10 protein-coding genes are annotated in these 16,584 nt (G+C 43.0%); 7 read left to right on the top strand and 3 right to left on the bottom strand.

Features of this window, described 5'->3' with window-relative positions; translation table 11 throughout:
- Positions 1 to 30 precede the first annotated feature (30 nt).
- The 7 genes from T355_RS0107360 to ilvB all read left to right on the top strand — a co-directional run bounded on the left by T355_RS0107360 (position 31) and on the right by ilvB (position 12,290).
- Entirely contained in the window at positions 31 to 5,559 is a 5,529-nt protein-coding gene (locus T355_RS0107360; RefSeq protein WP_027397195.1) for a filamentous hemagglutinin N-terminal domain-containing protein, read from the top strand.
- Positions 5,560 to 6,114: 555 nt separating this feature from the next.
- The gene (gene ilvN / locus T355_RS0107365) at positions 6,115 to 6,645 is read left to right on the top strand and encodes an acetolactate synthase small subunit (RefSeq protein ID WP_027397196.1); all 531 of its coding nucleotides are present in this window, start codon (positions 6,115 to 6,117) and stop codon (positions 6,643 to 6,645) included.
- Positions 6,626 to 7,642 carry a ketol-acid reductoisomerase gene (gene ilvC, locus T355_RS0107370; RefSeq protein WP_027397197.1) on the top strand — a complete coding sequence of 339 codons (1,017 nt, stop codon included), beginning with the start codon at positions 6,626 to 6,628 and terminating at the stop codon, positions 7,640 to 7,642. Before ilvN ends, ilvC begins: the two co-directional genes overlap by 20 nt.
- A 121-nt stretch (positions 7,643 to 7,763) precedes the next feature.
- A complete protein-coding gene (leuC, locus tag T355_RS0107375; protein WP_027397198.1) occupies positions 7,764 to 9,023 on the top strand; it encodes a 3-isopropylmalate dehydratase large subunit in 1,260 nt (419 codons plus the stop codon).
- Between the two features lies 1 nt (position 9,024).
- On the top strand, positions 9,025 to 9,525 hold the full coding sequence (locus tag T355_RS0107380) for a 3-isopropylmalate dehydratase small subunit (protein WP_027397199.1): 501 nt from the start codon (positions 9,025 to 9,027) through the stop codon (positions 9,523 to 9,525).
- Position 9,526: 1 nt separating this feature from the next.
- The gene (gene leuB / locus T355_RS0107385; RefSeq protein ID WP_027397200.1) at positions 9,527 to 10,594 is read left to right on the top strand and encodes a 3-isopropylmalate dehydrogenase; all 1,068 of its coding nucleotides are present in this window, start codon (positions 9,527 to 9,529) and stop codon (positions 10,592 to 10,594) included.
- A 22-nt stretch (positions 10,595 to 10,616) separates the two neighbouring features.
- The gene (ilvB, locus tag T355_RS0107390) at positions 10,617 to 12,290 is read left to right on the top strand and encodes a biosynthetic-type acetolactate synthase large subunit (protein WP_027397201.1); all 1,674 of its coding nucleotides are present in this window, start codon (positions 10,617 to 10,619) and stop codon (positions 12,288 to 12,290) included.
- A gap of 476 nt (positions 12,291 to 12,766) precedes the next feature.
- Here the strand turns inward: ilvB and T355_RS0107395 are convergent, their stop codons facing one another.
- The 3 genes from T355_RS0107395 to T355_RS0107405 all read right to left on the bottom strand — a co-directional run bounded on the left by T355_RS0107395 (position 12,767) and on the right by T355_RS0107405 (position 16,221).
- Positions 12,767 to 13,351: a TetR/AcrR family transcriptional regulator gene (locus tag T355_RS0107395; RefSeq protein WP_197019568.1), complete on the bottom strand. Its 585-nt coding sequence runs from the start codon at positions 13,349 to 13,351 to the stop codon at positions 12,767 to 12,769.
- Positions 13,352 to 13,535: 184 nt separating this feature from the next.
- Entirely contained in the window at positions 13,536 to 13,991 is a 456-nt protein-coding gene (locus T355_RS0107400) for a low molecular weight protein-tyrosine-phosphatase (protein WP_027397203.1), read from the bottom strand.
- A 253-nt stretch (positions 13,992 to 14,244) separates the two neighbouring features.
- The gene (locus T355_RS0107405) at positions 14,245 to 16,221 is read right to left on the bottom strand and encodes an autotransporter outer membrane beta-barrel domain-containing protein (RefSeq protein WP_155851690.1); all 1,977 of its coding nucleotides are present in this window, start codon (positions 16,219 to 16,221) and stop codon (positions 14,245 to 14,247) included.
- Positions 16,222 to 16,584 lie beyond the last annotated feature (363 nt).

Below are 16,584 nucleotides of genomic sequence, written 5' to 3' on the forward strand. Positions count from 1 at the left end.
TCAATAATTAAATGGAGACGTAATTTTATAATGACAAATCGAAATTTATTAAGTAAAAAAATAATATTAGGGCTGGCCACAGCAACCTTGTGCTATGGACCTTTTGGAGTGGGGTATGCTGAGGATGCTAATGATGCATTGCCAAACATCGATAAAGTTGCTTATGGTGATGTAACTATTTCTACTACAACAGCAACTGAAGAAAATCAAGCTGTTAAGTCTACAATGGATATTTTACAGACCACTGATAAGGCAATTATTGACTGGAATTCCTTTAATGTAGGCATAGATGCCACGGTAAACTTTATCCAGACCCTTAATGGAAAGCCAAATGTGGCAGCCATGACCCTTAATCGGGTAAATGAGGCTGGTGGCATGTCTGAAATTGCGGGCCATATTAATTCCATTGGTTCCTTTATTTTGGTAAATCCTAATGGAACAATGTTTTATGATGGTTCAGAGGTTAATGCGGCTGGTGTAGTTATATCTACAGCTGATATTGATGCTGAGCAATTCAAAAATGGTAAGCTGTATTTCAAGCAAGATGGTACAAAAAATGAGAATATTATTGTAAATGGCACAATCAATGCATCCACTAATGGCGTATATATGGATAAAATGTTATCTGATATCAAAAATAATGATGCATTAATGTCCAAGTTAAAGGAAAATTTAAAAAATTCGCCACTTAATTTAGATGGTATTCAGCTGGCTACAGGTTTTTCTGTTGCCAATAACACCATTAAGCTGGTGGCTGATGGCGATATTACTGTTGGTGAAAAGGGCTCCTTGCAGGCCGTAACCTCTACCACTATTTCCGGTGATAAAACTATAGGTACAGAGGAATTCTCCGTGGAGGGAGATAGCAGTACCAGACTAGGTTCCATTACACTGAGAGCTGACCAGAACGCTGATGATGTTAATGCAAATGGTGTTGCCGCCAAGGTAAATCTGAATAATGCTAAGGATTCTCAGATTGCGTCCCATAGTGTGGGGGTATACTACAACCCTGACCTCGTTGAACATGAAGTAGATGGGGAGAAAAAGACGATTAATGGGGCTAAAGTAACCGATTTGGGCCTTACTGATACAAAGGACTCCACCTATACTCAGAAGGATTATACGAATTACAGTAAAGAGGCCGAAGCCTATAAGAGCAAGGTAGCACAGAGATTTACTGAATTTAGCCGTAGCGATGACAAGAAAGCTGTTACCCAAACTCGTGGTATCCAGAATCAGGGCTATCATATGCTGGTAAATAACCTTTATCAGATGGAAGCAATCCAGTATTCTGACAAAGCCAATATGGGCGGTTCCTACGCTCAGGGTACTAGCTTTCAAGCTGAAAATACCAAATATTGGAATGATGGCAAAGGCTTTAAGTCCATTGGCTCCACCGATAATGTATTCCATGGTGGTTTCACCGGTCATGGCGGTTCCAATACCTATGGCATTTATGATTTAACTATTAATCGCTCTGACGATGATAATATTGGTCTTTTTGGGGTAGCACAAAAGGCTTCTTTCTGGTCTATAAATTTAGTTGACTCCAATATTATTGGTAAAAATAATGTAGGAGGTATTGCCGGACAGGCGACTGATCACTCTAAATTTAGTGGTGTAAGTGTACGTAAACGTGTAAAAAACAGCGATGGTGAAACAAAAACTGCCAAATTAGATAATGTTTCCGGCACCGATAATGTGGGCGGTATCGTTGGTGAACTAACCGACGGTACTATCCGTTTTTCCAGTAATGGTTCTCAGGTGTCTGGCCATGATAATGTAGGCGGATTAGCTGGTAATGTATCCGGTGAAGCAATTGGCGCGAGTGCTGGTGAAGGATATGCCAATAACATTTATAAGAGCAATAATAATGGCTTTTATAGTACCACAGAAAACGTAGAACAGGGCTATGGCGTCATAAAAGCAACTGGTACCGATGCTGGTGGCTTAGTTGGGCACGTGAATTCCACAGCAGATGTGTCCATTAATGAATCCCATTCCAACGGACAGGTGCAGGGTAAAGAAAATGTAGGTGGTATCGTAGGCACCTTGGAAAAGGGTACCATACAGTATACTTATAACACCAATGAAAATGCTACTTTAAGCAGTAGCTCCGTTGTAGGTGAAGCCTCTGTAGGTGCTGGCACCTCTGAATATGGCCGGGTTTATGGTACCACAAATGTGGGTGGTATCGTTGGAAATATGACTGGTGGTGCTATTGATCAATCCTATAACGCCGGCAATGTAGAAGGCTCTACTAATGTAGGTGGCATTGTGGGCTCCATGTCCGATGGCTCAATTACAAAAGCATATAATGCTGATAATAACACTGTATTAAATACAAGCAACAATGATGATGCAAAATACTATGGATTTACTGTTAAAAACGAATCCAATACCATTGATTCCTACACTTATGACAATAATAAACAGACTTGGCTAAAAAATGGTACGGAACAAATTACTGCAGATCAGCTAAAAGCCGTGCCGGAAAATACTCGTATGTACTATAACCGTCTGGCTTATCGTGACGCCACTGTAACTGGTACAAATAATGTGGGCGGTGTTGTGGGCTCCATGTCTAATGGTTTCATGGAACAGGTGTATAATGCCGGTCGGGTTAAGGCCAATGGAGAAGCATCTAATGTTGGTGCTTTTATAGGTAAGTATGAGGCTGGCACCATAAATGACAGCTTCTATGTAACAACTGAAAATGATGGTGTTACAAATATTACAAATCAGTCCAAGGCTGTGGGTAATGATGTGGCCATGGAAGGAATTACTGCCAAGACCCTTTATGAGGCTCAAAACACCAATGATACTAAATGGACTGTCGGTAAAAATACTGCCAACGGCTGGACTATTTACAACAACTCTTCTACTCCGTTACTTAACCATTTTATGAAGTGGATTAACATTAATCGTCAGTATGAATATGATGGAACAGTTCATAACCTTATGACCACCGATGTGGCTAATTATTATGGCGGTGCCTTCTTCGATCATGGCGATGGTAAAGATGTATATTCAACCACTGGAAAATATGGTACCTTAAAGTCTGTTATGGGTGGTTATAAGGCTAGCGACTGGGTTATTAAATCAGGCCAGGTAACTGGAAATGATGACCAAGAACATATTTCCGTATATACCTACGACAATTCCACCATGTGGTCTCCTCAGCACGGTTATTACACTAGTGATGATGCCCGCATGATTATCACACCAAAAACGGTTACTGCCACTATTGTGGGTGAGAAAACCTATGGTGAGGATGCAGTAGTTGGTGTTAAGGCTGCTGATGGAACTGCAACTTACATAAGTGATCCACATAGCAGTAATTACTCGATGGATGTTACTGGCTTTATTGGCGAAGATACTGCTGACAAAGTTTTTCATATTGACCGTACCGTAGCAAAGTATAATAATGATAAAAATCAGCTGGGGGCTGGTGAATACACTAATAAGGCAGCAACTGATTTTACCAACCCAACCTTTACCAATAAGGATAAAAACTACAATTATAAGGTTGAATTTAAGGATACCTTAAAGGTAAATAAGGCTAACCTTATTGTTGATATTGTGGGTACCAAAACCTATGGTGACGATGTATCCAAGGGAAGCTACAGCTACTATGCCCATGGCCAAAATAGCAAGAATGAGGGCAGTGATATTTCTGCTGATGATGTCATTAATAATGGTAGCCTAAAGAGCTGGGAAGACAAGTCAAAATTTACTGGTTCCATTACTGTAAATTCTGCAAATGCTGATAAAAATGTTACCCATAATGACAAAGATACAGGGTCCACTGAGATTACTCAAATAACAGATGTTATAGTATCAGAAAGTGGCGACTCAATAGCCTATAATCTTTCTGAAGCAGATATTACTTCAGATAATAATAAAAAACTGTTAGATAATTATAATCTTGTTTTTGCTACTAATAATACTGATACAAGTAAGAATAGCGTTGGCAAATTAACCATTATCCCTAAGAAACTTACAGTAAATGTGGTGGGTGAAAAGATATATGGTGAGGACAAGCTGGCATCTAATAAATATCATGTTGAATATACTGGTTATGTCGATGGCGATAAGGATGCTTTAAGTGCTACATTAGGCAATAACATTTCTTATACAGATGATAACAATAAGCTGGCTGCTGGCACATACACTGATGATAGCAAATTTGAAGACGCGAACCCAGTTATCAATAATCTGAAATTTGAAAATTCTGATAAGGTAAATAATAATTACAAATCTACAGTATCCCACAAGCTGACAGTTAAAAAGGCTGATTTGTATATTAATGTGGATGGCTCCAAGCAGTATGGTGATGGTATAAAGGGTAAGACAGCATCCTATACCTATTACGCTACAAGCAAGAATGAAGCTAATGCAGACCATACTGCCACAGATAAGGACAAGCTGAATGACGGTAGCCTAAAAAGCTGGGATACCATTTCATCTTCTAATATTGACAAGAGCAAGGTTACTTCTGTAACTGCCAATGCTGATGTTTATCATAATGATGTTCAACAGTCAACCAAGAATATTGGAGATGGCTCCAATGTTATAACTGATTCCACAGGTAAAATAATCAGCTATGGCGTGGAAAAGATGAGCTTTGCTACCGGATCCTTTGATAACCTGAAAAATTATAACGTTATCTTTAAGTCTGGTACTATGACGGTTACACCAGCAAAGCTTAAGGTAACTTCTATTGGTACGAAAAACTTTGGGGATGATTCTGTAATTGGTGGCAAATTGGATACAACCACTGATGGGAAATATAATGTTACAGTAACTGGACTGCAGGCTGGCGATACTGTGGCTGATTCTTTCACCTATAATTTTGATGAAATACAAAAATATAGTGATAATAAAGAATTAGCTTGTGGGACTTACAATAATCCTGATGATTTCAACAAACCAGTTTTTACAGCTATAAATAATAGACGTAATTATGATATTACATTTGAATATCAGCTTACCGTTAAACCATCTACTTCACAGAGCAGCTTACCATTTAGAGGGTCTGGTACAAGTCCGTCAAGTGAACCAACAACAACTCCAGCTAGTGAGCCAACAACAGTTCCAGCTAGTGAGCCAACAACGGTTCCAGCAAGTGAACCAACTACAACTCCTGCCAGTGAGCCAACAACGATTCCAGCAAATGAACCAGCTACAACTCCAGCCATTGAGCCAACAACGGTTCCAGCAAATGAACCAACTACGGCTCCAGCTTCTAAACCAGCTGATAATTCTAATACTGAGACTTTTAAAATTCCTAATGATGTAATTATTGAAATCAATAAAGCTACTGAGGATATTAATACTGAATCCAAGAAGGTAGATGAGGAAAGAAAGAAGATCAGATATGACGGCTACAATCCTAAGGAAGCCCGTGATGGTATCAGATTTATTACCGTAGAGGACACCGGTATTAATGTTGAAGATGCCAAAGTAGAGCATACAACCATCACAATTGAGCCAGACAGTCTGGTAGATGAAAACAGTGAAATTATTATAAATGGTAGCAATGAAGCTGCAGAGTAATTTTAAAAAGATTATTTATTAATGGCAGAGACTACTGCCTATAGCGTCGGTCATGAACCTAAAAGTTTCTTTACGATTCATGCCCTAATTGCTCTAGGCATTAGCCCCTGCCATTTTTACAATATGAACTTATGTGCAATCAAGCGATACATTTTTTCTAAGTTTGCAATAAAATTACAAAATTATACCCAAATGTGTTGACAAAACTGAATAATCGCGTAATAATATACACATGTTTACGAGGTTTGTAACTACAGTAAGCAGATACAACATGATAATTTATTATTTAGCAATGATTGGGACGAAGAGTAGTCGTTTTTTTACAGAGAGTCGGGTTGCTGGAAGCCGATATTAAGCAAAGCTTGGACATCACCCATGAGCTTCAGCGTCGAGTTGCACAAAGGTGTGGGGAGGCGTTGACGTGATTCAGCGTTAATGAAGGTTCGATGATTCAATAGAATCATTTCTCGAGCATTGAGTATAATGCAGGGTGGTACCGCGATACTTCGCCCCTGTTGCTGTATAGCAATGGGGGCTTTTTTATTGGAGGTTTTTATGAAGCATGTTTTATCTGTATTGGTTAAAAACCAGCCAGGCGTACTGGTGAGAGTGGCCAGTATGTTTTCTAGGCGAGAGTTTAACATAGAAAGCCTCACTGTAGGGGAAACAGAAAAAAGTGAGTTTTCTCGCATTACAGTGGTAGTCAGCGGTGACGAAAACATCGTTGATCAGGTGATGAAGCAGTTGGGGAAGCTGCCGGACGTGGAGGTTGTGAAACGACTAAATGAGGGATCTTCCGTATACAGGATTATGACCCTTATTAAGGTTCAGGCAGACGATACCAACCGATTGGATGTGTTAAAAATGGCGGAGCTTTTCGGAGCTCGTGTCATTGATGTGCAGCCTACCACATTGATTTTTGAAATCACGGGTAGTGAGGACAAGGTGAAGGCCTTTAACCGAGTCCTTTCATCCTACAAGGTTTTAGAGGTCATCCAGACTGGTTTTACCGGCTTGGAGCGTGGGGAGCATACTATACTAGAATATTGTGAGGAGAGAGAGTATTATGGCAAAAATCTTTTATGATCAGGATGTTAATTGGGAAGTTATTAAGGATAAGACTGTTGCCATTATTGGTTATGGTTCCCAGGGTCATGCCCATGCATTGAACCTGAAGGAAAGTGGCTTGAATGTGGTTGTTGGTCTTTATGAAGGCTCCCGTTCCAAGGCAGTTGCTGAAAGCAAGGGCCTGAAGGTTCTGCCAGTTGGTGAGGCTACCGCTGCTGCAGATATCGTCATGATCCTGATTCCAGATGAGAAGCAGGCTGAGGTTTACAAAAATGAGATTGCTCCTAATCTGAAGTCTGGTGCAGCTCTCGCCTTCGCTCATGGTTTCAACATTCATTTCCAACAGATTATTCCACCAAAGGATGTGGATGTATTCATGGTTGCCCCTAAGGGGCCTGGCCATCTTGTACGTCGTACCTTCACTGAGGGTGGCGGTGTTCCAGATGTATTTGCTGTAGAGCAGGATGCTACCGGCCATGCATTTGAGCTGGCATTGGCTTATGCCCGTGGTATTGGTGGTACCCGTTCTGGCTGTATCCAGACTACCTTTAGAGAAGAAACTGAAACTGACCTCTTTGGTGAGCAGGCTGTTCTCTGCGGTGGTGTTTGCTCCCTTATCAAGAACGGCTTCGAGACCTTGGTGGCTGCCGGTTATCAGCCAGAGATTGCTTATTTCGAGTGCTTCCATGAAATGAAGCTCATCGTTGATTTGATGTATGAGGGCGGTATGGCCAAGATGCGCAAGTCCATCTCTAATACTGCTGAATACGGTGATTATGTATCCGGTCCTCGCGTTGTAGGTGAGCCAAGCCGTAAGGCTATGGAGCAGGTACTGAAGGAAATTCAGGATGGTACCTTTGCCAACAAGTTCCTTACCGATAATCGTGCTGGTGGCTGGGCTAATTTCTATGCTATGCGCCGTCTCAATGCTGAGCATCAGATTGAGGAAGTTGGTGCCAAGCTCCGTGGCATGATGTCCTGGCTGAAGGATGGAGCTGACCTTTCCAAAGACTAATTTAGAATAAAAGAGGTTTTCTTCCTCAAATATAGAATAGTCTAAATGTAGAACGGCTTACGCCATATTCTGGTGTAAGCCGTTTTTTGAAAATGAGCTGTGCATTTAGGAGGGACAAACTATGGGTATGAATATGACCGAAAAGATTCTGGCCCAGCATGCGGGATTGGAATCTGTTGTACCAGGTCAGCTTATTACATGTAAGCTGGATATGGTATTGGCTAATGATGTTACTGCGCCACCGGCCATTAAGGAATTTGCCAAAATAGGCCGTCCAGTATTTGATAATACAAAAATCGCCTTGGTACCAGACCATTTTACACCAAACAAAGATATTAAGGCTGCCGGTCTGGCGAAAACTGTTCGTGATTTTGCCAAGGAAAACAAGATAAAAAACTATTTTGAAGTTGGACGTGTAGGAATAGAGCATGTTATTTTACCAGAAAAGGGCATTGTGGCTCCTGGTATGTGCATTATTGGAGCGGATTCCCATACTTGTACATACGGAGCGGTAAATGCTTTTTCCACAGGAGTTGGCTCCACAGACCTTGGCGTGGCTATGGCCACTGGTGAAGCCTGGTTTAAGGTTCCTAAAACTATTAAGGTTGAGCTCACTGGTAAGAAGCCTAAGTATATTTGTGGCAAGGATGTTATTTTGACCCTTATCGGCATGATTGGCGTGGATGGGGCTCTTTATAAGTCACTGGAATTTGCTGGTGAAGGCGTTGCTGAGCTTACTATGACAGACCGTCTTACTATTGCCAATATGGCCATTGAGGCCGGTGGCAAGAACGGTATTTTCCCTTATGACAAGATTGCTGAGGAGTATGTAAAGGGTAGAGTGGATTACGACTTTACTCCTGTGGAGGCTGACCCGGATGCCCAGTATGAAAGGGTTATTAATATTAATCTTTCTGAGCTGACTCCAGTGGTGGCATTCCCACATCTTCCAGAAAATACCCATCCTGTATCTGAAATTGATGAAATAAAGATAGACCAGGTTGTTATTGGGTCCTGCACCAATGGACGCTTTGAGGATTTGGAGCAGGCGGCAGAAATTTTTAAAGGACATAAGGTTCACCCAGATGTGCGCTGCATTATAATTCCGGGCTCCCAGAAGGTATATATGGATGCCATTCACGCTGGCTTCGTGGATATATTTGTGGAGGCGGGCTGTGCTGTCAGCACTCCAACCTGTGGTCCTTGTCTTGGTGCCCATATGGGTATTATGACAGCCGGGGAGAAGGCTGTTTCTACCACCAATCGTAATTTCCGTGGCCGTATGGGCCATGTGGATTCCGAGGTATATCTGGCGGGTCCTTATGTTGCTGCTGCCAGCGCTATTCTTGGACGGATTGCAGTTCCAGAGGAGGTTGAATAATATGGCACACGAAGGTAAGGTATGGCGTTATGGTGACAATGTGGATACAGATGTTATCATCCCAGCAAGATATTTAAACTCCTTTGATCCTAAGGACTTGGCGGCCCATTGTATGGAGGACAGCGACGAGCATCAGGATGCTCCCTTCGCTACTAACGTGGTTGATGGAGATATAATGGTGGGGGGCAAGAATTTTGGCTGTGGCTCCTCCCGTGAGCATGCGCCTGTGGCCATTAAGGCAGCAGGGGTTCCCGTTGTAATTGCCGCAGATTTCGCCCGTATTTTCTATAGAAATGGCATCAATATTGGTCTGCCATTATTGGAAATCGGTGATGATGTTAAAAAAATAAGTCATGGTGATAAATTAAAGGTGGACCCATCCACTGGTGTAATCGAAAATCTCACCACTGGGGAAACCTACCACGCTCAGCCACTTCCTGGCTTCGTACAGGAGATTGCAAAGGCGGGGGGCCTTATTAATTACATTAAGGAGAAGAAATAATATGGCTAAAAAGATTGTTGTAATTCCAGGAGATGGAATTGGCAAAGAAATAACCGATTCCGCTGTTGAGGTGTTAAAAAAGGCAGCAGGAAAGTTCGGTTTAAATCTTGAATACGAATATAAGGATGCTGGCGGTACTGCCTATGATAAGTTCGGCGTACCCCTTCCAGATGATACTCTTGAGGCATGCAAGGCTGCTGATGGTGTGCTTTTTGGTGCCGTAGGCGGTGACAAATGGGATAATGTGGAGCCTGGTCTGCGTCCGGAAAAGGCTATTTTGGGACTTAGAAAAGGATTAGGACTCTATGCAAATCTTCGTCCAGTTAAGGTGGCAGATTCCTTGGTGGAGTATTCACCATTAAAGCCAGATCGCATCAAGGGCTGCGATATTGTTATTGTCCGTGAGCTGGTGGGGGGCATTTACTTCGGAGATAAATGTGAGTCTGAGCTTTATAATGGTGCCGAAAGAGCCTGGGATTTGGAGAATTACTCTGTTCCCGAGGTTCAGCGTATCGCCAAGCTGGCCTTTGAGACTGCCAAGCTTCGCCGTGGAAAGGTTACTTCTGTAGACAAGGCCAATGTACTGGCCACCTCCAGACTTTGGAGACGCACTGTTGCAGAGGTTGCCAAGGATTATCATGATGTGGAGCTTAACAACCTCTATGTGGACAATACTGCTATGCAGCTGGCTGTTCGACCAACCCAGTTTGATGTAATATTGACCGGTAATCTCTTTGGGGATATTTTAAGTGATGAAGCAGCAGTTTTAGGAGGTTCCATTGGCATGATGCCATCTGCCTCTATCGGTGAACTCACATCCCTTTACGAGCCAATTCACGGTTCTGCACCAGATATTGCAGGACAGGGCATTGCCAACCCTGTAGGTACAATTCTTTCCGCAGCTATGCTTCTCAGATATTCACTAAAAGAAGAAAAAGCAGCAAGAGCAGTGGAGGAAGCCTGCGATAAGGCATTGGCAGCCGGCTGGCGTACAGCAGATCTTTGGCATGAAGGCTTTAAAAAGGCTGACACAGCTACAATGACTCAGGCAGTTATAGACTGTCTCTAATCTCTAATGGAGGTATACTCACATGAAGGGTGCTCAGATAGTTGTTGAAATATTAAAGGAGCAGGGAATAGATACCCTGTTTGGTTATCCCGGAGGAATGATTCTTCCTCTTTATGATGCCCTGTATGATGAGAAAAATATAAACCAGATATTGGTGACCCATGAGCAAAATGCGGCCCATGCAGCTGACGGCTATGCCCGGGCAACGGGAAAGGTGGGAGTGTGTATTGCCACCTCCGGGCCTGGAGCCACTAATCTGGTGACGGGTATTGCCACTGCATTTATGGATTCAATTCCCCTTGTGGCTATTACTGGCCAGGTGGATACCAGTCTTTTAGGTACTGATTCCTTTCAGGAAACTGATATCATGGGCGTAACCATGCCAATTACCAAACATAATTATAAGGTAAAAAATCCTAAAGTATTGGCTGAAACCCTCAGAGAAGCCTTTAAAATCGCTAAAAGTGGCAGGCCTGGCCCTGTATTGGTGGATATTCCAAAGGATATTCTTCTAAATGAAGCACCATTTCCAAAAGCAGAGGCAGTAGAAAAGAAGCCAGCTGAGCCAGATGCTGACTTTAAGATTTGCGCCGCAGAGGCTGCCCAGGTTATCTGTGATGCAGAAAGACCTGTAATTATAGCTGGAGGTGGTGTGATTTCCGCTGGCGCCACCAAAGAGGTTATTGCCTTTGCGGAACATTACAATTTGCCAATAGTTTTTACCCTTATGGGGATAGGCGGTGTTCCCATGTCCCATCCAAATGTACTGGGCTTTACGGGAATGCACGGGAAAAAAGAAGCTAACAGTGCTATATATAAGGCGGATCTTATTATCTCACTGGGAAGCCGTTTCGCTGACCGCTTAACGGGAAATGTTGACAAATATACTGCCAATACAAAGTTTATTCATGTGGATATTGACCCAGCTGAAATAGACAAAAATATTCCCAGCTCCATTGGCTTGGCTGGTGATATGAAGACTATATTAGCCATGCTTATGCGGCGGGAGCCAACAAAGAAGCTGGACAGCTGGTGGGCAGAAATTCGCTCCTTAAATTCAGAATTTGCATACGACTACGATGTAAATCGTCTAACTCTGCCTTGGGCCCTGCATCATATTGCCAAGGCAACTGCAGGGAAGGAATTTGCCTTCGCCACAGATGTAGGACAGCATCAGATGTGGTGCGCCCTTCATTTACGGGTGGAAGAACCAAGAACATGGTTTACCTCCGGCGGGTTAGGTACCATGGGGTATGGTCTGCCTGCTGCCATGGGTGCTCAAGTGGCTTATGTTACTCAGGGAAGCAAGCGTCGTGTAATTCATGTGGCTGGAGATGGTGGCATTAAGATGACTGGTAATGAGTATTACACAATAGCCAGACTTAATCTGCCAATTATTTCCATTATAGTAAACAACACTAGCCTGGGGATGATTCGTCAGCTCCAAACCGTATTCTATGATAAACGGTATATTGCCTGTGAATTTGACTATAATATGGATTATGCTGCTTATGCCAAGAGCTTTGGCATTGATGCTTACAGCGTTTCCACACCAGATGATTTTGCCGTGGCCTTTAATAAATGCCTTAATGAAGCGGATAAGCCACATGTTATCGTGGTAAATCTCCATAGGAGCTTTGTGGAACCAATGACCAAGGGCGGGGCAAAAATTAATGAATTTGTAGATTTTAAATAAATCTGCATGTATAGATACTTATTGATACTTATTTTATACTTTGATATAATACACTTAAAGAAGGTGCTACCGATAAGCGGTCAGCCCCAATGAGTTAGTTTTTAGAAAAACCGCCTACAATTGGATGCTGGAGGCGGTTTTTCTATTGCTATGATTTAATTGCAATAATACATATCGCAACCAGAAACACCAAACACAAAAAGTCGTATAGTGTCATAGGCAATACCCCCTTTCAGGGGCTAGGATTGACCGCCTACCGTTATGGTAGCACCTCGATTACAGTTTATATAGTTTATGATAAACTGTCAAATAAAATATAATATAGCAATAAGCCTATGTCTGTTACATTTTAGGGGAGTCAAATCAGGTTTTTACTTCCGATAAGTATAAATTATCGGAAGTAAATTATTTACAGAAAAAAGGGATGCAATACGCTGATGTATGCATCCCTATCTTATTGTTATAAAAACCTTGGTTTATTCGAAATAGGTATCCCAAACAATACCAATATGATCTTCAATAAATTTAAGAGCCTTCTTCTCGTATTCTGGCTCAGAATAACAACGATTAATCATAGCAATAATTGGCAGGTAGTACATATTCACCATGTGATCAGTTGTAACCTTTGGTTTGCCCTTACCGTCATGCTTATTCCTGAATAAACCCTCCAACAGATTTCTGATAACAGTTTCTGTTCTGGTATAGGTCTTTTCAATATGCATCAGTCTGATTTGTTCATTGCGGAACTGTTCCAGAATCAACAGCTTACGGACACATTTAATAACATTATCATGAATGATATTTTTTACATGGTCCATATTATACTTGATGAATTCCTCTTTGGTGAGATTCTTTAGCTGTTCATCAGTAAAGTTGATGATAGGAAGACTATGCTTGTTATAGTTCTCCTCAGCCTGCTCAATGATAGTGTCAAGAATTTCACGTTTCCCCTTGAAATGCTTGTACAAAGATGGCGGAGTCACCTTTACAGCAGCAGCAATCATCTCTACGCCAACAGCATTATACCCAAAATTTGAGAATAATTTTAAAGATTCCTCCAAGATACGTTCCTTAGTATTTGTCCTTCTTATGATAACCACTTCCCCTTATAAAACTCATACTTTTTTCCAAAATGATTATAGCATTTTACCGACTGATATACAAGAAAAATCATATAAGTTTATACACCTATGCTTTTTTTACATAAATGTCTATGCAACAGTAAAACATGACTTTAAGAAAGAATTATTTTTGAGTGATATATTTTAATAATCCTTGGCAACCACGCATTACATCATCAAAGGTGGCATCAAAATTTCCAGTATACCAGGGATCCGCAATACTTCTGTGTTCTCCGGCAAAATCCATCAGCATAGATACCTTATGTTCAGAATCAGAGCCTATTATTTTTGCGATATAACGCATATTCTCATCATCCATAGCCAAAATATAGTCGAATTTATCATAATCTTCCTTAGTCATGAGTGTAGCCTTGCGCTTGGTGTAAGGAATCCCCTCTTTATCCAGTTTATCCTTTGTTCCCCAGTAAGTATCTGAGCCTAACTCATCCCTATGGGTAGCTCTAGACTGGATATAAAAATCCTTCTCCATCCCCGCTTTTTTCACAATATCCTTCATAACAAATTCGGCCATTGTAGAACGGCAAATATTGCCGTGGCACACAAAAAGTATGTTCGTCATTTCCTTAAAACCCCTTTAAAACCTTGGTATTACAAGCTTTTCATTAATTTCATTACCCCATAATTTTATCACAAAAAGCCATATTTTGGCATAAAATAGGCATGGTTTTCCCTTCAAAAGTGGTAAAAAAGTGGTAAAACTCAAACTCGTTTCCACTGACCCTTTTTCAGTAATACCAAGGCTTTGGTGTTTTCACCCCGAATAAAAATGTTAAAAAAGTGGGACTGCCGAAGCAGTCCCTTCAACTATTTTCTTAAAAATGGAATACTGCAGAAAGTCCCCCAGTAAGTCCCCGTTTTTTCCCAGCAAAACCGCTAAGATTCAGATCAAGGGTTACAGGGCTATTATCTCCTGGCTGGAAGGTAGCACCAATTTCACCACGGACACTGGTTCCGCTGATGTCAGCACCACGAATGGCTACGCCGTCAGCTGTACCAGCTGCTCTGCCACAGAATTCATGCTCCAGGGCCAGTCCGCCATAGAAATTAACCTTGTCGTTCTTTTTTACGGTATAACGGGTACCAATACGAAGAACGCTGGATTCCACTGCATCCAAATCGTAATGACCCCCTGCATCAAAGGACACACTGCCCCTATGGTTATAGAAATACTTGGCATAAAGGTCAAGAATATCTGTCTTATTCAGCTTTATTTCCCGACCAACGCCAATATGGGCACCCCAATAGGTGGCGTCAGTGTCATAGCTGTATGGATTGCCATTTACATCACGGAGTACATTGGTGGCATCATCGTGAATAGAACCGGCTCTGAGACTCCCCTCTACATAAAAGCCGTTATTCTTCTGCCACTTGCCAAGGATACCGCCACCAGTATAATGGGTGGAGCCGTCGCCCCTTTCAGCCCCATTAAAGGTGGTATAATTACCAGTACCATATTCAAAGAAGGCACCATATTCTGTGGTGGATAGCTTCTTTTCGTTCTTATGGCCAAGGGCCAAAATAGCATTCCAAGTATGGGTCTTAACATGGGAACCGGTTTCCACATTCATGGAGCCGCCACCCATATTGGCATAAGTGGCAAGGCCGTCTGCTCCTGCATTCCCAGCCATAGCAAGGCCTTCAGTAGCAGCACCCACGAAATCATTACCAGCTGACAATGCTGCCATACCAACCTCAGCTCCCATAACAGTGTTATGGGTCTGCTCCTGGACTTGCACATCGCCGGACGCGGTAAAGACGAGGTCGTTTCCGCTTTTTGCCGTCGTTCCGGGAACTTCCAGCGTGGAGCCGGATTTCAGCGGACCGGAGGCAATCGTCCCTGCATACGCCCCCATACCGCCTTCAATCAATTTTGTCGTATGTCCGGCTTTCACGTTGGCGACGCCGGACACATTGACGGCGTTCGCATTGATGGTCGGATAGCCGCCGCCGGTGTTTGCAAGGATGCCGTCACCTGCCAACGTCAGCGCGGGCGTACCCCAAGTCGCGCTTTTGATGTTGATGGTCTCGAAATTCTTCACCATGCCGCTGACCGTGTTCGCGCCGGAAAGGTTCAGCGTGTTGCCCGTGACGATGTCCACCGCGCCGTTGTAATTGTCGTTGTTGCAATAGCCGCCGAAAACTCTTCCCGTGACCGTCGCGCCGTTCAGCGTGACAATATTGCCCGTGACGGCGGCAGAGGCATCGTAATCGGCGGGCATCCGCCAGCCGCCTTTAATATCTGCCTTCACGCTGGCTCCGTTGATTATGACCTGATTGCCCGTGGCTTTGCCTGTGAGATTGTATAGCGGATCTCCGGTAGTCCAGTCAATAGTTTCTCCAAGGCTGCCGCCGATAATACTTCCCACGTTCACCGTGCCGCCGGAAATCGTGACGGTGTTGTTGGTGGCGTCCCCGCCGTAATTGGAGAGCCCGCCGCAAATACGTCTGCTCCCGTTGTTGTTCACGTTACCGCCCGTAATAAGGACATGGTTATTGTTTGCCGTGCCGTTGCTTGTCAACGCGCCGTAAATGTCCACCTTTATGGCCGCCGTGCCGCTGACGGTGACGGTATTATTTTCGACGTTGTTATTTCCTGCTCCTCTATAAACCGCCGCTCCCGCAAGCACGTTGCCTTCGATTGTCCCGCCGCTGACGTTGACTTGGTTGCCTGTCGCCGACTGAACCGATGTTTCGTTTTCAATATACGCGCCAAAAACTCCGCCGTATGTGATGTTGCCGCCCGTCATGGTTACAGTGTTGTTGTTTGGGTCGCCGCTCCAATCGCTCAAATCGTCTCCGACATGATTGCCGTATACATCGCCTTCGTAGTCCTCGTTGATGGTCGTGGACTGTCCCGCCGATACAATCCCGCCGGTCGCCATCCACAGCGATACGGCGAGAGCCAAAGCCATCTGTCCCTTTAAACCTTTCCAGCCCTTGCCCTTATTGGCTTTGCCGGTGACAATGTCCCCCCCTAGTGGACTACTATACTTCTGTGTTTCCATTTTTACATCCTCCATGCTTATCTGTTGTGCCATAAGGCACATTTTTTTCCTTATTTTAGAAAATATCACAAAGATTCCAAACATTCAACGACTTTGCAAAAAGTGGTCGATTTTTGCAAAAAGTGGTCGATTTTTAGACCTTTTGAC

Origin of the sequence: Anaerovibrio lipolyticus LB2005 (assembly GCF_000621545.1) — a bacterium.
GTDB lineage: Bacteria > Bacillota > Negativicutes > Selenomonadales > Selenomonadaceae > Anaerovibrio > Anaerovibrio lipolyticus_A.

What these genes read in the sequence shown, in the direction of transcription:
- T355_RS0107360 (WP_027397195.1), top strand. Translation starts at nt 31, where the DNA reads ATGACAAATCGAAATTTATTAAGTAAAAAAATAATATTAGGGCTGGCC.
- ilvN (WP_027397196.1), top strand. Translation starts at nt 6,115, where the DNA reads ATGAAGCATGTTTTATCTGTATTGGTTAAAAACCAGCCAGGCGTACTG.
- ilvC (WP_027397197.1), top strand. Translation starts at nt 6,626, where the DNA reads ATGGCAAAAATCTTTTATGATCAGGATGTTAATTGGGAAGTTATTAAG.
- leuC (WP_027397198.1), top strand. Translation starts at nt 7,764, where the DNA reads ATGGGTATGAATATGACCGAAAAGATTCTGGCCCAGCATGCGGGATTG.
- T355_RS0107380 (WP_027397199.1), top strand. Translation starts at nt 9,025, where the DNA reads ATGGCACACGAAGGTAAGGTATGGCGTTATGGTGACAATGTGGATACA.
- leuB (WP_027397200.1), top strand. Translation starts at nt 9,527, where the DNA reads ATGGCTAAAAAGATTGTTGTAATTCCAGGAGATGGAATTGGCAAAGAA.
- ilvB (WP_027397201.1), top strand. Translation starts at nt 10,617, where the DNA reads ATGAAGGGTGCTCAGATAGTTGTTGAAATATTAAAGGAGCAGGGAATA.
- T355_RS0107400 (WP_027397203.1), bottom strand. Translation starts at nt 13,991, where the DNA reads ATGACGAACATACTTTTTGTGTGCCACGGCAATATTTGCCGTTCTACA.